Source organism: Psychrobacter sp. APC 3279, from assembly GCF_030407795.1.
In the GTDB taxonomy this organism is placed as follows: domain Bacteria; phylum Pseudomonadota; class Gammaproteobacteria; order Pseudomonadales; family Moraxellaceae; genus Psychrobacter.
In genome coordinates, this window is sequence record NZ_JASDCR010000030.1 from 1 (window position 1) to 22,515 (window position 22,515).

General features: G+C 44.4%; 14 protein-coding genes. 11 read left to right on the forward strand and 3 right to left on the reverse strand.

The window, feature by feature from the left end; all coding sequences use genetic code 11:
- The first annotated feature begins 126 nt into the window (after positions 1-126).
- On the forward strand, positions 127-831 hold the full coding sequence (locus QL898_RS13350; RefSeq protein WP_290177130.1) for a sulfite exporter TauE/SafE family protein: 705 nt from the start codon (positions 127-129) through the stop codon (positions 829-831).
- A gap of 185 nt (positions 832-1,016) precedes the next feature.
- On the opposite strand, the gene QL898_RS13355 is transcribed toward QL898_RS13350, so the two are convergent.
- Positions 1,017-1,889, reverse strand: a complete 873-nt coding sequence (locus QL898_RS13355) for an alpha/beta hydrolase (protein WP_290177131.1) — start codon at positions 1,887-1,889, stop codon at positions 1,017-1,019.
- A gap of 7 nt (positions 1,890-1,896) precedes the next feature.
- Positions 1,897-2,688 (reverse strand): class II aldolase/adducin family protein, encoded by a 792-nt coding sequence (locus tag QL898_RS13360; RefSeq protein WP_227673240.1) that lies wholly within the window; start codon positions 2,686-2,688, stop codon positions 1,897-1,899.
- Positions 2,689-2,773: 85 nt separating this feature from the next.
- On the opposite strand from QL898_RS13360, the gene QL898_RS13365 reads away from it, so the two are divergent.
- The 10 genes from QL898_RS13365 (at position 2,774) to QL898_RS13410 (ending at position 13,942) form a co-directional block, all read left to right on the forward strand.
- Entirely contained in the window at positions 2,774-3,463 is a 690-nt protein-coding gene (locus tag QL898_RS13365) for a Crp/Fnr family transcriptional regulator (protein WP_290177132.1), read from the forward strand.
- Positions 3,464-3,604: 141 nt separating this feature from the next.
- Entirely contained in the window at positions 3,605-5,317 is a 1,713-nt protein-coding gene (locus QL898_RS13370; RefSeq protein WP_290177133.1) for a phosphoethanolamine--lipid A transferase, read from the forward strand.
- A gap of 49 nt (positions 5,318-5,366) precedes the next feature.
- Entirely contained in the window at positions 5,367-6,062 is a 696-nt protein-coding gene (locus tag QL898_RS13375; RefSeq protein ID WP_290177134.1) for a response regulator transcription factor, read from the forward strand.
- 112 nt (positions 6,063-6,174) lie between these two features.
- Entirely contained in the window at positions 6,175-7,515 is a 1,341-nt protein-coding gene (locus QL898_RS13380; protein WP_290177135.1) for a HAMP domain-containing sensor histidine kinase, read from the forward strand.
- A gap of 178 nt (positions 7,516-7,693) precedes the next feature.
- A complete protein-coding gene (locus QL898_RS13385) occupies positions 7,694-8,167 on the forward strand; it encodes a diacylglycerol kinase (RefSeq protein ID WP_290177136.1) in 474 nt (157 codons plus the stop codon).
- Between the two features lie 138 nt (positions 8,168-8,305).
- The gene (locus QL898_RS13390; RefSeq protein WP_290177137.1) at positions 8,306-9,130 is read left to right on the forward strand and encodes a PAP2 family lipid A phosphatase; all 825 of its coding nucleotides are present in this window, start codon (positions 8,306-8,308) and stop codon (positions 9,128-9,130) included.
- Between the two features lie 230 nt (positions 9,131-9,360).
- Complete coding sequence (locus tag QL898_RS13395) at positions 9,361-9,975, forward strand: YceI family protein (protein WP_290177138.1); 615 nt, start codon at positions 9,361-9,363, stop codon at positions 9,973-9,975.
- 190 nt (positions 9,976-10,165) lie between these two features.
- Positions 10,166-11,482, forward strand: coding sequence for a cytochrome c (locus QL898_RS13400; RefSeq protein WP_290177141.1), 1,317 nt, complete (start codon positions 10,166-10,168; stop codon positions 11,480-11,482).
- An 81-nt stretch (positions 11,483-11,563) separates the two neighbouring features.
- Positions 11,564-13,165 carry a flavin monoamine oxidase family protein gene (locus QL898_RS13405; protein WP_290177139.1) on the forward strand — a complete coding sequence of 534 codons (1,602 nt, stop codon included), beginning with the start codon at positions 11,564-11,566 and terminating at the stop codon, positions 13,163-13,165.
- A 156-nt stretch (positions 13,166-13,321) separates the two neighbouring features.
- Positions 13,322-13,942, forward strand: coding sequence for a cytochrome c (locus tag QL898_RS13410; protein ID WP_290177142.1), 621 nt, complete (start codon positions 13,322-13,324; stop codon positions 13,940-13,942).
- 150 nt (positions 13,943-14,092) lie between these two features.
- Here the strand turns inward: QL898_RS13410 and QL898_RS13415 are convergent, their stop codons facing one another.
- Positions 14,093-22,468 carry a VCBS domain-containing protein gene (locus QL898_RS13415; RefSeq protein WP_290177140.1) on the reverse strand — a complete coding sequence of 2,792 codons (8,376 nt, stop codon included), beginning with the start codon at positions 22,466-22,468 and terminating at the stop codon, positions 14,093-14,095.
- Positions 22,469-22,515 lie beyond the last annotated feature (47 nt).

Genomic DNA, 22,515 nt, shown 5'->3' on the forward strand with positions numbered 1-22,515 from the left:
AACCAGACTAGAATCCAAAAGGGTTTAGGCTATAAAACGCCAAGACAGGTATGGTTTGACTTTTATCGTCAGGCTGCGTAACTAAAATCTCCCAAGTCAATGTCTACAGATTTGACAGCATAGGTCATGGTCGCTTTTATTATCTCCACTATATCCGGCGGTGGCGGCGCTATGTTGCTGATACCAGTTACCTCTTCGATGGTAGGGACAGCGATTGCACCACCTGTGATCAACGTGGCTACCTTTCTGAGCAATGCCTCACGGCTCTATCTATTCTGGCATGATATTGATTGGTCATTGACCAAGTATTATGTCCCAAGCGCTATCGTAGGTGCATGGCTAGCCGCATTGGTGTTTAGTCGTTTGGACGCAGGCTGGATTCAATTATTGGTCGGGGCATTTTTAGTCTCTACTATTTTCCAATACAAGTTTGGTAAGGTAAGCAAGACATTTGATATGCCAAAAGTAGGTTTTGTACCTGTGGGCTTTGCCATTGCTTTTATGAGCACCTTGGTTGGTGGCCTCGGCCCTATTCTTAACCCTTTTTATATGAATGCTGGACTAGAAAAAGAAAGCCTTATTGCGACCAAAACGGCGAATTCCTTTTTTGTAGGTATTGTACAAATCATCAGCTACACCTTTTTTGGGATACTCACCGTCAAGATATGGGCGTATGGTCTTGTATTAGGACTGGGCGCCGTAATTGGCAATATCATTGGCAAACGCTTTTTGGCAGGTATTAGTATTAGCCAGTTTAGAATTATGCTGCTGATACTAATGGTCATCAGTGGCCTAATAATGATAATAAGAAATATCGATGTGCTGTTCTAGAGACTATTCTATGCCGTAACTATTCATAGATAATTTGTATAATTCATAATCCTTATCATGTGACAATAATAGTCAAACTACATATTTCTTTCCAAACTCAGTCAAAGCCATGTGTAAGTGCTCACCACTCATAAAAAAACGCAGAGCACCATTTGATGCCCTGCGTTTGTTAGATTGAACGGTATCTACAGAATACTGCGTCTAAATTGTAGATAGGCCGCTGTGATCGCTGCCGCATCTTCTATCTGCGGATAATGACCTAATATAGGCATATTGGTTATATCAGCATTGGGTATCAGCTGACGATAACGATCAATCATATGCTGACCTGAGATGGGATCTTTGGCACCTGCAATCAATTTCACCGGTACAGTACTGTTGATAATCGCGCCTACCCATCGCTCGCGGTACTGCTGGCGTTGGGGTATGTAATTAATCAACTTATGCATCACTGCCAATCCATCATTGTGATTTAACAGCTGCCATAGCGTGTCTATCACCTCTACTGTGGGCTGCGTGTCGGGGCCAAATATCCGCTGTAGACTGCCCGCAAATCTCTGCTTATTAATCAGCTTTGATACCAGAGTACCTAATGGCGATAGCAGTAGCTTCTGCACCAAGATAGGTTTGTGCGTTTCAGGAAACAGACCGCCGTTTAAAAAGCATACGCTAGCAATGTGTCGCTCAGCACTACCCTCAACTTGTCTGGCTAGTAACTCCTGAGTCACCGTATCACCATAGTCATGCGCTAATATATGATAATCACTGACGTCCAGTTTTTGCAAAACCGCTTGATAAATATCAGCCTGCTCACTGATTAGATAGCGCGCGTTTTTGGGTTTGTCTGACAACCCAAACCCTAGCATATCGAGGGTGATGACATAATAATGCTCGGTTAGCGCATCCCACATGCCCTCCCAGTCCCAACTGGCACTAGGATAACCATGAATCAATAGCAATGCAGGCGCACTCTTATCCCCTGCATACCGAGTAAATATTTGGTGCCCGTTAATGGATTCATATTGTCCCTGCCGTTGCCACTCATCAAGAGTTATCATTAGAGACTTACTCCTCAAATGATGGGTCGGTGCGGCGCAGTTTTCTTAGTAACGCAGGCCAAGCGATGTCACCATTCGCGCCTCGAGTCACTTGCTCTGATGCAGCTTGGATACCTGCCAATATTTGTGCTGGTATCGGCGTCAATGCACCGCCTCCGCTCTGCGCTTTTATCTGAATCTCACACGCTCTTTGCATGATATACATGTACAAGAACGCATTGGCAACCGTATCGGCACAAGTGAGCAAACCATGGTTACGCAAAATCATAAAGTGAGCATCGCCTAAATCAGCAACCAAACGAACCTTTTCTTCAGGGTTTAATGCGACGCCTTCGTAGTCGTGGTATGCCAAGTTAGATAGTGGAAATAATGATTGTTGCGAGATGGGTAGTAGGCCTTTTTCTTGTGCTGAGACGGCAACGCCATCATTGGTGTGCAGATGAATGACGCAATGCGCATCATCACGAGCCTCGTGCACAGCACTATGAATGATAAATCCAGCTGGATTAACATCAAACTCTGATGGCGCTACTTTCTCGCCTGCTTTATTGACCTTGACCAGACTAGAAGCGGTAATCTCTTCAAATAACATCCCATACGGATTGATTAAAAACTCATCCTCAGTACCTGGTACGCGCGCAGAGATATGAGTGAATACCAAATCATCCCAGCCATAAGAAGCAATCATTCGATAACAGGCGGCAAGATTTACGCGCATCTGCCACTCTTGTTCGCTCATGTTATGGTGTACACTCGAGGTTGAATCCGTTGATGTCGCGGTTTGCATAGTTGTTTGCATGGTGTATTCCTTTACTGTGTTAGATATCCTGAATGATTACTTTACACCATTTCATAAAACCAAATCTGTCAAAAACATTACACTTATGAATATCAATCATTATTTAAATAACGACCCATGGTTTAGTCAATTGCCAGCCATTGTGCAGCCGCTATTGGCAGGCGATGCGGTGTTAAAGGTATACCAAAAAGGCCAAATGATTCATGCCATCGGTGACAACGATGATGCGGCGCTACACTTTGTCGTGTCGGGTACGATTAGGGTCTGTAATGTGAGCGCTAGTGGCCATGCTATGACACTGGCGCATCTATCTAGTGGTGAGTGGTTTGGTGAAATATCTATCATAGATGACAATCCTCGCACCCATGACGCATGGACGATTAACAAAGTAACGCTCATCTCAATCCCTAGAAATCTAGTGATTCAGACAGCCCAATCGCATCCAATTTTATACAAGCACCTCGCGCTTATAACCTGCGAGCGAATCCGACGAGCATTTGACTGGATTGACGATGCTACCTCACTCAACACCTCAGCGCGACTGGCTAGCATGCTGATTGGACTGATCGATACTTATGGCAAGCAGACGGGAGATGATATCAAAATAGATCTGCGCTTATCGCAAGAAGAGCTTGGTTTTATGCTAGGCACTACCAGACAAACCATCAATAAAATCATCCAATCGTGGCAAAGGCAGAACCTTATCGATATGCACTATGGTTTTATCACCATAAGGAATAAAACTCAATTGATGGCAATGATGAATCCTGCCTAATTTAAATGTATAAAGCCATCTCAATAATCCACACAACATCTAACTTATTCTAGTTAGCATCAACCGCCTTAACATCTTCTTAACAGACCACTTGCTATGGTAAGGAATGACGTTTCCTACCATCTGTTGAGAAGTATCTGTATGTCCATACCTCAAGTCATCAAGACCAATGTGCTAAAAATCAAAGCACCCAACGCTAACGCAAAAACCAGCTACCTTAGTAAGCTCTATAATCGTGAGATAAGTCTTAGTTATCTTATTATTATCGTCGCTTTATATTTGGTAGCGACTGCAAATATTGGGTTTTTTGAGCAGGTGCTGGCGGTCTATCCATTTAGCAAAAACGTCGGCTTTATCCTGTCTATTACAGGTTTGTTATTTGGACTGATGTGGCTGGTATTGCAGCTGCTGTGCTATCGCCCAATTGCCAAACCCGTACTGGCTACGCTACTGATTATCGCTGCCATCTGTGGTTATTTTACCGATGCTTACGGGACGATATTTGACACCAACATGCTGATCAACAGTCTGGAGACCGATCAGGCAGAGGCTATGGGCTTGTTTGCCCCCAGCATGGTCATTCGACTGCTGATATTAGGCGTGTTGCCGGCATTTATCATTAGCAAGATACGGTTGAAACGCTCTACGTGGCAGCGAGGCATACTACAAAAAACAGCCACCTTGATATTGTCTGTCGCGCTAATCGCCGTTTGCATTTTGCCGTTTGGTGACCAGTACGCCAGCTTCTTCCGTCAACATAAACAAGTTCGCTCTTATGCCAACCCGATCACGCCTATTTACTCTGCGATCAAACTTGGTGAAAACTATGTCGATGAGCTACGCCGTCCTGATACTTTGACGCTGCATGCGACGGATGCAAAACGCGTGGCACCTGCTAATAGTGTGAATGGCGGCGGTAAACCTAAACTAATGGTGTTTGTGGTTGGTGAAACGGCTCGCGCAGATCACTTCGGCTTGAACGGCTATACACGCAATACCACATCCCTGCTCTCAAAGCAGTCAGACCTCTATAGCTTTCAGAACGCCGTCTCCTGCGGAACCTCTACGGCTTACTCCGTACCCTGCATGTTTAGCTATGCAAATCGAACAGACTACGATATCGATACAGCCAAGTATAATGAGAACGTACTAGATACGCTAAGCAAGCAAGGGATCAATGTCATTTGGCGCGACAATAACTCTAGCTCAAAAGGCGTGGCTGATCGCGTTACTTTTGAAAACTACAAAACAGCTGACACAAACCCCAACTGTGATGTCGAATGCCGAGATATCGGTATGCTTGACGGGTTTAATGAACTGGTTAAATCAGGCAGCTCACAGCAAGAGATGCCGAAAGACACGCTTATTCTGCTGCATCAAATGGGCAATCATGGCCCCGCCTATTACCAGCGCTATCCCAAAGCATTTGAAGAGTATAACCCTGTTTGCATGACCAATGAGCTGTCTAAATGTGATGCTCAGTCTGTGATAAATGGCTACGATAATGCGATTCGTTATACCGATTATTTTTTGAGTAATGTGATTGATACACTAAAGCCTTATGAGCAAGATTATGATGTGGTAATGGTATATATTAGTGACCATGGGGAGAGTTTGGGTGAAAATAATATCTACCTACACGGCTTGCCCTATAAGTTCGCACCAGATACCCAAAAACACGTGCCTACGATAGTTTGGTCGCCCAATAGCAATAGTATCGATACTGAAAGTCTTTCTAGTATTGTCAATCAGCCAGTGTCGCATGATTTTATTACCCCGACGTTGCTTAGCTTTTTTGGTATTACGACCGATGAAGTCAAAGGTGCAGCAACCTTTTTTAAAGTAAATAACTAAATCCGTTTCTATATTGTTTTAGGTCACCACTATTCTCTAGGTCAGCATCATGTATAAGATACTCGTTATTGAAGACAACCCCGATATCGTGGCCAATATTTATGCTTTTTTTGAGCCAAAAGGGTTTGAGTTGGACAACGCACATAATGGTTATAGCGGGCTAACACTTGCCTCAAACAATCGCTATGACGTGATACTGCTAGATGTGATGTTACCGGGTATGGATGGCACGCAGCTGTGCGAAAAACTCAGGGAAGAGTTGCATGACAAGACTCCCGTGCTAATGCTCACGGCTCGCGATACAATCTTAGATAAAGTCGCTGGGTTTGATAGCGGTGCTGATGATTATTTGGTCAAGCCGTTTTCGTTGGTTGAACTAGAGTGCCGTATCAAAGCGCTCATACGTCGCCATGAAGACGATCATTTTGCCCACAGTATTGCTGTCGGAGCGTTGTCCTTAAACAACAGTGAGCATACTATTATGCGTGAGGGACAATCACTAAAGCTTACCCCCACTGGCTTTAAAATATTGCACATCCTAATGAGTGCAGCGCCTCGCGTCGTCAGTAAAACTGAGATTGAAGAAAAAGTGTGGGGGCTAGACATACCCAGTAGTGATGCACTGCGCACCCATATGCATAGCGTACGGGCGCAGGTTGATAAGCCATTTGACACACCCATGATAGTCACAGTACCTGGCGTAGGTTACCAAGTTGTTGACCCTAACAAATCAGCAAGCGCGTAGTCATGATTGCATTATGAATTGAATAAACCTCATGTGACTTACTAACCGACTGACCATATCGTATTTATCGCTCTGTTATATATCGTCCCTTTCTATTAAGTTGTCCCACACCATGCTCAATATAGACTCGATAGCCAATAAATTCAGACTTTCTTACTTCATATTCGCGTTATTACTGTGCGCAGCTTTTGTCAGTATTTTCTTGTACGCAGAGAGCCGAATAGAGCAAGATTTGGTCAAGGCTCGCCTGTTGCAGCAGCTAGAGCTTAGTCAAGAAAAATACGGTGACCAACCTATTTATGTCGCCGAGCCAGGTATCAAGATTTATCGCTATGACAAAGCACCTGCCAGTTTACAAGCGATAGCCAATGACACGGTGCAAGAGACTTCTGTCACTGTTAATAAAGCCTCTAGAGCAGGTCATGCCAACTTGCATCTTTTCGCCTATACTCAAGATGGTCAAACCTATATTTTGACTTACCTAGAAAACACCGAAATGGTAATGGGAAATTATCCAGTCTTGGCGATATTTGAGCACCTAGAAGACATATTTGCAGATACGCTAAAAGTAGCCGTTATTTTAAGCTTACTTATCGCCGCTATCTTCTCTCAGTTGTCTTCCAAACAAATCATCAAGCCTCTATTGGATTTGAAGCGAGCCGTCGAGACCGATCATCACAACTTAAGCGACTTGACACACTTACCATCTGAGGTCGGTGTCTTGGCACGGGCTATCGATGAGAAAAACCATAAGTTAGAGCAATATCTCAAGCGCGAGCAACTGTTTACTGGTGATGTCAGCCACGAGTTACGCACACCGTTGACTATTATCATGGGAGCTTCTGAAGTGTTGGCCTCGCAATTAGACGCTGACAGCCACTTAAATGAATTTACCAACCGGATTAGTACTACTGCTAAAGAAACTTCTGAGATTATCACTGCCCTGCTTCTACTATCGCGCGCGCCTGAAAAGTTAGACGCACCGCAAACCTCTATCAACAATATCGCTTTAGCAGAAATGCAACGCCTGAAGTACTTACTGCGGTATAAATCTGTCACTTGTCAGGTAATTGCTGAGCAGGAATACAGCGCTTACGTACGCCCCGAACTCCTAAAAATGGCACTAGGCAATCTCATAAAAAATGCGTTTCAATATACTGATGATGGCGAAGTAGCCATTACTATCGATGACGAAAAAATCACGGTGACTGATACTGGCTTAGGTATTCCTGAAGCAATGATGCCTTTACTCTATGAACGGTTTGAGCGATTAGAGTCTCAGTATAAAGACGAGCAAATAGTCCTGTCGTCAGAGCATGAGACAAAACATAAGGTTGAAGGCTCAGGTCTAGGACTCAGTATCGTCCAGCGTATCATGTCGCATATGGGCTGGCAGCTCACTCACCAAGCTAATCGCTCAGGTGGTAGCACCTTTAGTATTTATTATAAATAACCTTGTGATAGTCCAAAGACATCTTCATTTCCTAATCATAATTACTGATTGGGAAACGACAAATTTAAACAACCATTACGCTTTATTCTCATCCCTCTATATCCTCTTAACGTTTTCTTAACCTCTCTCATCTTATACTCAGGCTATCTTAATTTTAATAGACCGTTAAGAATGCCCTATGAAGCAAATTACTCATACCAACCTTATAGAGCCGTCAGCCGAGCATAGTTCTGTCAATCAGACGACGCATAATAATGCACTCGCAGCTGATAGCTTTGCAAGTCATGCCAAAGGTAAAACGGGAATCCTTCGCATTATAAAAGCCACTAGTTACTCTATAGATGGCTTTAAGGCCGCATATAAATTTGAAGCGGCTTTTAGACAAGTTGTGTGGCTCAATCTTGTACTGCTCGCTGCTGTCATCGTTATGCCTTTTGCGCTTGGTATAAAAATGATGCTGGTCGTCGCTTCTTTTTTATCTTTGATTGTTGAGCTAATCAACACAGGACTCGAAGCTTGCGTTGACCATACTTCAACCGCCAAACACCCACTCGCAAAAATCGCAAAAGATGTCGGCTCTGCGGCGCAGTTCTTAGCGTTAAGTTTGTTAATGGTTTTATGGGTAATGGCATTATCTGCTCTATTTTATTAAAGTCTGCTCTATTTTATTAAAACATGGCGAGCACTCGCCTAACAGCACAATGCGTTGCTAGCGCTATCTTAGGTAAACAATAAAACAAAGGTCGTATTAAAATCCATCAACATCGCATATACGTTATTAGGTGTAGTCATGACTTCAAAAAAAAACGCAATGACTTGGGACTGGCTAAAACTACTGTGCGTCACCATCATGGCCACCTTGGTTTTTGAGCATAGCCAATTAGATGTACGCATCAGTGAGCTTTTTTACAACAATGGTCACTGGCTACTCGAAAAAGGCGCGCAGCCTTATGCATTTATTTTTTATGATTTGCCCAAAGTATTATTGATTCTATTGGCTGTCTACCTCATAGCGGTTTTAATCATCAAGTATAGACAGTCAAGGCTTAATGCTACTACCTTAAACCGTAATAAGTATAATCGTAGTAAGCTCAGTCATAATAAGCTTGAGAAATTTCTACTTCCTTTATCTATGCGCGAGATTAGCTACCTACTGATTATATTGGCGATTGTACCTGCTACTATTGCTACGCTCAAAGGCGTCACCCATGTTAGTTGCCCAAATGACTTAGCTATTTTTAATGGGGATTTACCCTACCTCAATCTTTGGCAAAACGTCGTAGCAGCAACGCCTGCCAGATGCTTTCCAGCGGCTCATGCCAGCGCAGGATTTTCTTTATATGGACTGGCTTTTTTACCGACACTAAGAAAATACCGCTACCAGATAGTCATATCAGTAACCGTTTTGGGCTGGACAATGGGGCTATATAAGATGCTGTTTGGCGATCATTTCTTTAGCCATACGTTGATCTCAATGCTGCTGTCATTAACGATAGCTTGTGCGCTCTCAGCCTTACTTTTCAAACAATCGATTAAAAATAAAGCACACAGCACCAACGATGATAAAGGGCATACTGGTCTGAGCTTGTCTAACATTGAGCACTCTACCACTTAAAGTTAGCACTTAGGTTCAGTGCTTATGCATCAGTACTTAGCTTCAATACTTAGAATTGACGTTCGGACGTGACAGAGTCGTGCGTTATCTCTTTACTAAAATAGCACTACTAAGTATTTGAAAAAACCTGTATAAATAATAAACAATCACTGGCTTATTGTTAAGCAAACGCAAGGATAGCGCTTGTGAATAAGCTCCTCTATTTCAATAGCTGGTAAAGGAATGTAGCTATGCGCTTGTTGTTTATTAGGCCAAAATCATCGCATACCTATTCTTTTCTGACCATTCCATTATTATTCGTAGGCGCTGCAAATAGCAGTCAAGCTGCCAGTTACGCTATTAATCCTGCCAGCACTCATATCCGATTTGCTATCGAACGCTTTAAGAATTCAGCCACGACTGGTGGTTTTTATAATATCAAAGGGCAATTGCAATACGATCCAAACTTAAGATCAGGTGATATCTCATTAATCATACCGATAAACTCCTTAAATACGGGCAACCCTTCTTTTAATAATAGTCTAACGGGGCCTGATTTTTTTGATATGCAGAGGTTTCCTTCAGCGCATTTTGAATCGACAAAATGGCATTTTAATCAAGATCAAAAAAGCCCGCAGGTCACTCGGGTAGATGGACAACTGACACTGCATGGCGAGACCCACCCAATTAGCCTAACCGCGACTAAGTTTGCTTGTTATCTAAACACGAGCATCAGAAAAGATGTTTGCGGTGGTGAGTTCACTACTACGATTAATCGCACAAAATGGAATATCAATAAATTTTCTTGGTTCGGACTGACCAAAAACCTTGACTTAAGTATCAAGGTCGAAGCCGCCAGACAGTAGTGCTTTTAATGTTTCGCCACTGGCTTAATAGATACTGGTAGTGATTTGCAGAAAGCTTAAAAAGGAATTAGACATGATTCATCGATATTATAAGGACATTGTGAAGCCACTTTCTGCCGTCATGCCAGTATTGTCATTTTCTTCGATAATAACACTGACATTGGGATTCAGCTTAGTGTCTACCGTCGTGATGGCAGGCACGGTCAGCCTGCCCATGGAAACCTTACCCAGTCGAATAACCCTGCCAAATGTCAGTCCAGCCAATAGTACGCTTACCAATCGCGGGGCTTATGTAGCACGCAGCGCCGACTGTGTGGCCTGCCACCGTGAAGACTATAGCGGCGGCGTACCAATTGAGACGCCCATTGGCAATATCTACTCAACCAATATCACACCGTCAACGCGCTATGGCATCGGCAACTATACTGAATCTGACTTCAAAAAGGCTTTGCAAAAAGGTCGTGCACCCAACCATCAGCTTTATCCTGCGATGCCTTACCCGTCTTATCATGGCATGACAGATGAGGATATCAGCGCCTTGTTCGCGTACTTTCAGACCGTTCCTATCGTAGACAAACCACCTGAAAAAACCACTCATTTGCCTTTCCCGTTAAATATTCGTAGCTTAATGCTGGCATGGAATGTCATCAATATACCTTCTACCGAAAACCGCTCAGGACTGACGACAACCCAGCAGCGCGGTGAATATTTGGTCAATAACTTAGAGCACTGTGGTACCTGTCATACACCGCGCAACTTAACTCAAGGCCTAGATAAAGATCGTTATTTATCCGGAGCACCACTTGGTAAATGGTTTGCACCGAATATTACGCCTGACAACGATACGGGTATCGGCCTTTGGAGCGAAATGGATATCGTAAATTATCTACGTACAGGCACTCTTGATAAGCGCGCTTACGCGGGCGGCCCGATGGCAGAAGCCGTGGCGCATAGTACACGCTACCTCACCGACGAAGACCTTATAGCGATGGCTGACTATTTAAAAGTCATTCCAGCCATTAAGACCGATGATTATTTGATACCTGTCAATGTGTCTCGTCTACCGCAACCAGTCAGCGATTCTATTACTTATGACTTACTTGAGCAAAAAGACTATCTGGCGCATGCCAAAACCAATACTGCCAGCAGTGCCAACAATAGCGGCAGCAATAATAACTTGGACAGCAATTCGCCAAAAGATTTATATCTCATCCATTGCGCCAGTTGTCATGGGGTCGATGGTTACGCCCAGCCTGATGCTCGCTATGCATCCATCGTTGGTTTGAGTAGTATTCGCCGCGTAAAACCTGATGCACTAATTGGCGTCATTGCATTTGGGGCAAAAGGTGCCTTTAATACAGCACCAAAAATGCCCGGCTTCTCAAAAGATTTAAGCCCTACACAGATTGCGAGCATTACTAACTATGTGCGCGTCACCTTTGGTGGTCTACCAAATAGCGATGTGAGTGCGGTGGATGTCACACGTGTGATAAAAGAAAAAAGCTAACCATAAGACTAACTATAAAAAATGCGCTCTAATCTTCGCCTTTTATCATATGGCAAATACTAGCACGATAAGGATAGTTCTATGAATGACCTGCTCCAATCTCCCACACGGCGGCAACTGCTCTCAATGATAGGCAAGACGGCAGGCGCGACCGCGATGTATCAAGCGATGACTACGTTAGGGCTTGCTTCTGAGTCGAGCTTTAAAGAAGAGATGAATCTTAAAGGCGCACCGGCTGACGCTAGTATCGTGATATTGGGTGCAGGGTTGGGCGGTCTGACTGCCGCCTATGAGCTACGCAAAGCAGGCTACAAAGTGACCGTGCTTGAGTACCAAAACCGTGGCGGTGGCCGCAGCTGGACACTGAACAGTGGTGACAAGTATACAGAGCTGGGCGGTGCTGAGGTCACTTGCGACTTCGAAAAAGGCAATTACTTCAATGGCGGACCATGGCGACTGCCCATCCACCACTACGCGGTCTTTCATTACTGCAAAAAGTTCGGTGTGGCATTGCAGCCTTTTATCCAGACCAATGATCGCGCTTATCTGCATCGTACCAATCACTTCGATGGTGCGCCGCAGCGCTTGGGCGAAGTACAAAGCGATATTCGCGGTTATGTATCAGAGTTATTGTCCAAAGCCGTCAACAAAGGCAGTCTCGATAGTACGGTCAATAAAGAGGACAAAGAAAAATTACTCGAAGGTCTCAAGGGCTGGGGCGTGCTAGATAACAACTATCGCTATATCAAAAGTCATGAAACAGGTAAGCATCGTGGCTATAGCGTATATCCTGGTGGTGGTCTGATGCCTGATGCTAAGCCATCAGCCCCCATACCGATGGACAAATTATTAGACTCAGGTATGTGGTCGGATATTTATAGCAACTATACCGTGCATGTACATCAACCAGCAATGTTTCAGCCGGTTGGCGGTATGGGGAAAATTGGTGACGCATTCACGCGCGAGTGCCGTGATATGATCACTTTCAATGCCAAAGTCACCAAAATCAATCAAGACGAGACGGGTGTTACCATTGACTATGTCGATAGCAGCAGCCCTGATAGTGCTGCCAAAACCGTGCGCGCGGATTGGTGCATTTGTACCATTCCTCTGTCAATATTGACGCAAATCGACATCAACGTTTCCGCTCCGATGAAGCAAGCGATGGCAGCCGTCCCTTATGAGAGCTCTTATAAAGTGGGCTTGGAATTCAATCGGCGATTTTGGGAAGAGGATGAATGGATCTATGGCGGCATCAGCTATACCGACATGCCCATCTCACAAATCTCCTACCCGTCACAAGACATGTTTACCACAGGCACAGGCGTGCTACTGGGTGCCTATGGATTTGGGGAAGCTTCCTATAAATTTAACTCGTTGACACCCAAAGAGCGTATCAGCGCAGCTCTCGCCTACGGCAAAAGAATCCATCCGCAATATACCAAAGAGTTCCGCACTGGCACCTCAGTCGCATGGCACCGTATCCCTTGGTCGCTTGGCTGCTATGGTATTTGGAGCGAGTCCAGTCGTGAGCAGTATTACGACACACTTTGCGAGATTGACCATCGTATCGTACTGGCAGGTGAGCACTGCTCACATATTCCTGCGTGGCAAGAGGGTGCGATACTATCTGGTATGGATGCTGCCAAACGCTTGCATCAAAAGGCCAAAAAACTTGGATAGCCAGTTTTTGAATAATGAGCTTTGAATAATAACTCTGCCGTTCAAGCAAGGATGATAATAATGAAAGTAAGGACATTAGGCATATCGCGGGAAGCCATAAACATCGTGACAGCAAATTCAATCAAACCATTTAGGCCACTCAACTCAAACAAAGCAATGATAGCCGTGGTTATTGGCGGGTCAGTATTATTCTCAGGCTGTAGTCAATATAAAGCGGAGAGCGCAGCCACTATCGCAAGCCCACAAACAGCGCCCATGATGTCTGACAACCGATTTGACAATCAAGCCAGTCGCAATCAGTGTGCATGGGGCGGTGTCTATATGTCAAAAGAAGCTTTGGCGAAGACTGTCACTAACATCGTCGATGTAGAGTCAATACCAAAAATGCTCGATGACGCCAGCTTGCAGAAATGGCTCATCAAGTTTGAAGGAAGCATGCAAGGCAAGACAGGATTCTTTACCACTAATGGCAAAAAGCTCTACGATGATTCTTGTGCAGGTTGTCATATTCAAAAAGGTGAAGGCGCACAAGGCGCAGGCTACTATCCACCGCTTGCCAACAACAGCAAGATGCAATCAAAGTATTATATTATTAGTGTCGTTATCAATGGCCTGCGCGGTATGCCCTCTTTTCATCGTATGATGAATGACGAACAAATAGCAGCTGTCACACAATACGTGCATAGCGATCTAAATAGCTTCACTGATACAGTGACGACTGCTAATGTCGCACAGCTACGCCATGACTTCCCACCAGGGTCAGATCCTAGTGAGTGAGTTTACAAGAATCGCTATTAATAGAGTCAATATAACCTTATATATCAAAATAGAACTAGAAAAAGCCATACTGTGAATACAAAAAAACGCCACTAGATTGAATCCAGTGGCGTTTTGTAAAAAATCAAAATCTGTACTAGGTAAATAAGCCTATAGAATAGTAGTATTCACATCAGTCTGAATCAACAGATCATGGTTACCATTGGTATCAGAGAAGCTATACACATTATAGTTGATACCGTCTTGAGTGGTAGTACCGCTATTTGTCCAACCTGTCGCAGTAAGACTCACGCTATCATCACTGTCACCATTGATAATTAGGTCCTTATCGGTCATGACCGTATCATTGATGATATCAAGCACATCACTGGTCGACAGATTGGTAAGTGACTGAGCACCATTACCCGTCATATCGATAACCTCAATACTTTCAAACTTAGATGAATCGAAAGTGCCAAAGTTAATTGTGGTATTTTCTTCATTAATGAGTAACGTATCAATACCGTCACCACCATTGATAACTAAGTCAGCAGCATCAAATACTATCGTGTCATTACCCGTTCCACCATTTAACGTATCGGCACCAGCACCACCATCTATCGTGTCGTCATCGGCTCCACCACTAAGTATATCATTGCCTGATCCACCGCTAAGGATGTCATCGCCCGTACCACCGTTAATGGTATCGTTACCGGCATTGCCAGTTAAAACATCATCGCCAGCATCGCCATTCAGGGTATCGTTACCGCTACCACCGATAAAGGTGTCATTACCGTCGCCACCAGAGTATTTGAGTGCCGCGGTTTGATTGACTGAAATCAAGACATCATCTTCAGGTGTTCCTGCGAAAACCAATGTCGAACCAACGTTAACAGGTAGAGCTGCTGCTGCAGTGGTCAAGTTGTCGCCATTTGCCGCTTCAACTGTTTGTAGGCTGATCTGTAGTGTACCTATATATGGTACGGCTGATTTTACAAGCAACTCGTTCAGCTGATCTGGTGTGACGCCTATAATGGTATAAGTACCAGTGCCAGTAACCTCATCAAAATCAAACGTAACATTGTTTATAGCAGTGCCACTTTTGGTTTTCACATCGAGCACATTACCATACAGGTTAGTGCCCGTCAGTATCACATTAACCGTTTCACTGCCATCAATATCGACCATAGCCGCGTTTAAGTTAAGGGCTGTCCACTTGCCTTGAGAGCCAATCACAGGGCTAGGACTGAACTCAATAGCATCAGCAACTGGCGTCACATCAAGCGTCACATCAAGCGGAGAACTCACTACACCGCTATCACTAATCACGCTCATCTCAATACCCGTGACGACACCGCTTTCATTTTCTGGCGCTGCAATAAAGATATTATCGACGCCAGCTTGCAGTTTAGTTGCATCGATTGACCATGAATTATTGTTAGCATTAATTGCTGACACACCATTGTTGCTAGCTAAAACTAGGTCTCCTGACGCATTGGCATAATACACCAAGTAGCCATTAGGGACTTCATCCAGAGTAATGGCTGCCGCCGTATCGTTTTCATCTACTTGGTCTATCTGATAAGGTATAGCTATTAAGGTATCTTCATCACCTGTAGCAGTCACTGTTAATGGTTCATTGTCTCCATCATTATTATTGCTCCCGATGATACTGAGTGCATCTGGCTGCGCTGTAACGTTGACATCATAACTATGCTGATACGGGATGATAGCACCATCAGCCATTCCAGAAACATTGGTCACTTCTTTGTGATCCGCATTTACAGTGATGGTGGCACTACCATCAGCATTCGCAGCAGGGGTATATTGAACAGTGACGCTATCAGGAGGATTAACTAAGTCTCCTGCGCCATTGTTTAGATCGATTATATAATCACCGTTATTATCTGGTGTCAACATTGTACCATTATATTCTAATGTGCCAACGCCGCCTGATCCTGTCGTTAATCCTGTTTCATCAATCTTAATATACAACTTACCATCAACTAATGACACATAGTCACCGTCTGCACTGTTGGTGAGATCAATGACAATATCCACTGCTATATCTTCATCGGTTGAAACGACTGAAACCTGACCATCGTTATCAAAGGCATCACTGACGGGTTTGATTTCAACTTTAACATCCTCAATTTTGAGATTGTCATCTAAACCTTGATCATTCAAGGCCGTAAATTCAACATTGAAGACAAGCTCTTGACCGTCTTCATTGGTGCTAAAGTCAGCAGGCGGTGTCAGTGTTACTGCTGCTAGTGCCTCGTTAGGCGTTAAGCCAGCGCTCGCCTCTACACTGATAATCCATTGGTCTGCAATTTTCTGCACCTGCACGTCTGGATTGCTACTGGTCAATACCGTATCGTTTGGTAGGTCAGTCAATGTGAAGCTATAAGCACTCACTGCACTTGCAGGGTCGGAGTTTAACGTCGCATTGATTAAAGTAGACAGTACAATAGGCGCATCTTCTGGCTGAGGTGCCGAAGTGACTGTCAGCGTATTGATCAAGTCTGGATCTTCAGGGTCTATACCAGTACCTATTCTTGCTAGCGTAAGTTTAAATATTTGGCTATCACGTGCTTCACTACCGTCAATACCCTGCCCGTTAATATCTTGGTTAAAACCAACCACCGTGATGTCATAGGTGTTTGGAGTTATATTAACTATATTAGTATCTCTGATGAATACCAACTCATACTCTGGTGCTGGTGCTACACCCGTTATCGCAGTATCTGGGACATCTACATACCAAGTATTACCAGCCAATATACCGCCTTCTACTCGAATACCGGCCGGCACGTTGCTGATTTCTAGACGGGTAAAGCTTTCTGAGCCATCTTGATCAGGCGAGGTTAATGAAACTTTGACCGAGGCTGTGTCATTTGAGCCACCATTATCAATAGTGTTATTAGGAGCCGTGTCTCCTGTCAATGTTATAGGCGTCAATGTTAGAGTCGGTTGGTCAGTAACAGCTTGGAAAGTAACATTTACCTGATTGCCAGTAATGACTGATGACTTTGTGGTGACGGTTGAACCATCTGGCAATGTGGTCGTGTCAGTATATGTGTAACCAAAAGGTATGTTGACATTGCTGTCGCTATGACGCTTATCATCATCATACATAATTTCAATAACTTGACCCGCTGTATAGGTGTATGTGGCGTTCGCTGCTAGTATGACGTCAGAACCATCCACACGTAATGCCACGTCTCTACTGATTAAATCATTAGCATTTAAAATGATGGTTTCTAATGACTCAGAGCCCGTTGCTTTGTTGATTGGGGTTGTTGCATCTATTATGTCATTACTGCTAAAAGCAGCTTTAAAGTTTATCGTTGCCCACACATCCTCTGTCGCCAGCACTTGTGGGTTAACCTCTACACTATCAGCAGCATCAGGTGTTATTAGAACAGATACATTTTGGGTACCATGAGTGACACTGTCACCAGAGATGGTTTCGGTCGTGGTTCCGGTGATAGTAAGTTTAACCTCACCAGCAAAATGTTCAGGGGTAACCAATTGTGCGCTTTCACCTTTTAAAGCGGCTAAAGATACGGACCAACTGCGTGTGAGACCGCTACCACCTAAGAACACGGCTCCCGTAATATCAAACCCTATTGGCAAACCGGTCACTTTATAAGTGACTTGTTCGGCAGTAGGTACATCAACATCATAAGCGGTAATGTTGGCCGTGTCAGAGAAGAACTTTGATAACGCGATATTACCAGCATCTTCAGCACCTACATAAGTGTAATCCTTAGTGGTTGCTTGGCCATCAGCAGTTACTACTGCAGCTGTTTCAGTGGCTAAGGTATCATTTAATATAAGATCCGCCTTGCCAATAACAGTAACAGGCAAATTAAGTATGGCGCTAGATGCACTGATATCACCATCACTCTCTTCACTCACTGCAGACACTTTCAAATTGACCGTACCACTGTAGTTTTCAGGCGGTACAAAGTATAAATTGGTCACATCATTGGTATAATCTGATATTGTCACCGTGCCACTACTGGTATTTAATTCAGTAATGGTGCCATTGTCATCGACATATAGCTTTGCGCCTACTGGAATATCTGCAATGGTCACGTTGTAAACCTCAGATCCATCATCATCACGTGAGCTTGGGCGAATTTGTAGCGCAATACCATTCGTTGGATTAACGACAGCAGTCGATGACCCGTCACGCATATTACCACCAGCGAGTGCTTGATCTTCATTACCGTAAGCTGGGTCGACGCCTAATGAGACATTATCAGCCACACCTACCACTTTAAAGGTCAGATAGCTCTCACCACTGATGGCCTCGACCTCAAGGCCGGTATCTTCATCATAATCTATGGTTTTGGCTTCTACTTTGACCGCTGTCTCGGTATCAGCAGCAAGGTTTAAAATATTGAAAAGGTTGAAGTCGCTATAGTCTTCTGGCGAGATGACCATCACACTATTAAGATAGACGGCTGGAATATCAACACCAGTGCCACTATCGGTAAGAGTAATAGTGTTAGTACCATCACTATAAGTAAAGACCGCGCCTCCGACTGCTTCAAAGCCGCTAGTATTTTTATAACCAAACGTTAGGTGAGCGTAAGTCTGCTCAGAATCCTGAGGATTATTCGTATGACTTTCTTGTCCAAAGTCGACCGTATCGTCTTGGTTTTCCCAATCATCACGCAATCTAAATGCACCATCAACACCAAGGCTAAAGGCAATTTCTTCTTGTGCAACATTCGTGTATGTATGGTCTGAATTGATGATTAGGTCATCTGTACCATCACCATCAATATCTTCACCAACTTTTTCAGCCACTGGAGTAACGACGACAGTGAGAGTTAACGCAGTCGTCGCAACAGCAGGAGTAATACCGCCGTCATCATCAAAATCTGCACTTATCAAGATGAAGTTAATATCAGTATCTGTTGAAGACTGAGCAAGTGGCGTGATTAAAAACCCACTTAGATCAGGTGAGTTAGTCATATCAATAGTAATGGTATTACCAACTGCTGTGGCTATGCCATCGGTATCGTTATATGACCAATTTTCTGGCAAGGTAAACTCAATGCTAGTAAGTCTTTCTGGAGAAATTGAAGCGCCAGACTGATTATCACCAACTCGGAAATTAAACTCGGCAAGTGAAAAAGCAGTATCTTCAGTAGTACTAACATTATCTGCTGCCACTACGCCAGCAACAGGCGTCACGGTCATATCTACCGTCACCGTACTAATCAGTTCAACCGTTTTGTTTCTTGGGGTCGAGTCAGTATCATGGTCTTGGGTGTATAGAGATACCTCGATATTCTTCATATCGAGTGAATTATAGATGGCTGATTTGATACTGATCTTCGGCTCTGAGCCGCTACTCACAGCCAAAGTGGTCGATGCAGGTGAAGCGGCATTCACACCAATTAATACCTGACCACTACTGTTAGCAGTGTATTCAGTGACTGTGTTACTGCCCGCAGGTGTGAATGATATGACCGCATCTGGCTGTAAGCCACTAATAACAAACCCGTAAGTCTCACGATTATTGCCGCCGCCTACCAAATCACCGAATGCAGTGGTAATTGGCAAAGCAACAGACTCGCCTTCTTGGGCACTAACAGTATAAGTACTACCAGACACAACTCCTGTATCACCTACCACTGTAGTATAGCCAAAGGTACTGACGTCATCGCCAGCAGCATTTTTGCTGGTGCTGTCGGTCACTGCTTGCACGTCAATTTTTATCGTTGTGCTAGACGCAGCGCCTGCCACCCCTGAAACGATAGCACCTGTGCTATCGACTTCATACTCTGTCACTGCCATGCCAATAGTGATATTGGCGGCACTATCTTCAGGTGGTGTTAGTTCGATCGCTTCAAATTCAGCCCTTGTCATGGTGATAGTCGACGCATCTTGGCCTAGTGGGTTATTAACAGTGGGGCCGTCACTCAATAAAATCGTAATCGTTTGATTGGCAGTGGTCGTCGTAATATTGCCGCTACCATAATCTAACGTGACACCTCTAGGTATACCAGTTAGGGTAATTAAGCCGATACGTTCAGGGCTGTCATCTGTATTTGCCGTGAGATCATTGGCATCGTTAATGATAGGTGCTTTTAGCCCTAGTACCACAGCGGTGTCTTCGTTCGTTGTCACTGATACGGCTGATAAAGTGGGCACATCTGAGACTGGCGTCACAGTAATATCAAGCGTCTCAGAGCCTGATGATCTATTGATATCGCCCACTGGCAAACCGTTCGATACATTAGCCGTAATGGTAGGGATAGTGCCACTATAATTGGCAGTTGGGGTAAAGATATAGCTGCCGTCACTATTCATAGTGACTTGCCCCACTATATTTCCATCTATAGTCACAGGCATTGCGGTATTAGTACCTGCCGTTACAGGTACTACCGTGCCATTAACCTCATAACTCTCTATCGTCAGCATCTCTCCAATATCAGGATCATCATTATCATTGGTAAAGATATTGCCAGTGAGTGTGCCGTCTTCGAGCATTGTCTCACTATCATTAACAAGGTCAATGCCATCGTTTGTACCTGTAATCGTGACTTGGATATAACGAATAGCACTGGTGCTCAGTTGATTGCCATTAGCGGCAGTCGTGACCCCTTCGTTATCATTGACTTGTACGGCATAGCGAATCGTTACCGTCTCACCAGGCGGAATAAAATCAAGGGCAGTAGAAGAAGCATTGATATTCCAACTCGCCTCATTAGTAGACGTTGATGGTTGATTCACGCTAAATATATTTTCTAGTGCCGCTTGTTGGTCTGCTGTTAATGACGTCAATGCGGTATTCGAACCAAAGGTAAAGATGTTTTGGTTCGTTAGATAACTGAGCGTTAACTCATTGCTGGTGTCCACATCAGTAAAGTTGATGGTACCTGTTTGCGTAATGACAGAGGCATCTGTTTGCTCTGTGATTTGTCTGCTGTCTATGACACCATTTACGCTGGCACCATTGGTGATTTTTGGCTGGTCATTGGTACCCGTAATAGTGATGGTTAGCGTTGAATTGGCTGTTTCACCATCTTGATCTTTAAAACTATAGGTAAACGTCTCCGTCAACGTCTCACCTATTGCCAGTGCTTGTACGTCCGTATTGCCGTTACTAAGCGCGTAGTTATAAGTACCGTCTGGGTTTTTAGTGATACTACCATAGCTTGCAAACTCTGTACCCCAAGTGAAGCTTTGAGTCGGTGTGTTGCCCAAATTATCATTGGTCAAAACGTTACCAGAATTTGAACCGATGCTTACATCTTCGGTTAGCGTGAGCGTGTCTGCTACTGCTACTGGCACGATGTTGTCATTTACTCCGCCTGGGGTCGTACCATCAGTCGTACCATCATCATAGATCGTGGTGTTTACAGTATTGTTTACAGGATCAATAATCACATTGCCTGTCGATACTGGTGCAATACTCGAAATGCTGACAGTAAAGTTCTCAGGACCTTCAAAATTTGTATCATCAACTAATGGTACAGTAATATTGACTGATGTTTGGCCGGCTGGAATAGTGACCACTTGGGTAACAGGAGCGATGTAATCTGTACCATTACCAGTTGCAGAGCCTGCAACAATACTGACGACCACACTGGTATCAAGGGCGCTTGGATTACTTAAGCTGACCGTATAGGTAGCCGTGTTTGCCGACCCATTGGCGGCAGTTTCACTCAGGTTTTCTGTACCTGTGATGCTGACCAATGGTTTGTCACCATCGGTGGTGCTGCCATCATTAGGATTACCATTATCTTCATCAAGCACGGTACCTGTGGCACTGGCATTACTGCCAACAGTGGCATTGGACGCATTGCTGATCGTAAGTACGATATTTTCTGATTGCTCAAAAATATTGTCATCAATCACAGTGACTGTAATAGCAGGGGCGCTCGTGCTACCTGCTGGTATCTTGACACTATCGCCATTCGTGAGAAAGTTTTGAATATCGGTAGTATTATTCAGAGTGATGACGGCACCAGTGGCATCTGTATAGCTGATGCTAGCAATATCAGTAGCGATTAGGGTGCTGTTGCCTAAGCTGACCTTAACAGTGGTATCAAAATTACTGAGGTTATTCTGAGCCACAGTAAATACTAAGGTATTGTCTACCCCCTCAACCGCTTGAGCATCAGTTGCGGTAATGCCAACCACCGGCTTGTCGCCATCGACTTCGTCAGTGACATCATCTGGATTGTTCGGGTTGTTGGTATTGACGCGCTGGTCTTCATCAAGGATGACGCCGGTGGCACTGCCTGTGCCAATGGTCGCAGCCGTTGGGCTGCTTGTCGGTATGGCAATATTAAGAACCAAGTCTTCTGAGCGCTCATACACCACATCATCAATGACGGTGACCGTAATGGCAGGCGCACTCGTGCTGCCTGCAGGTATGGTAATGGTTGCGCCGCTATCAAGGAAGGCTTGGATGTCAGTCAGGTTATCCAACGTGACCACCACCCCGGCAGCATTGGTATAGCTGATGCTCGCAATGTCCGCCGCTTCAACGGTGTTGGTATTACCCAAGCTCACGTTAACGGTGGTATCAAGGTTGCTTAGGTTGGTCTGGGTCACGCTAA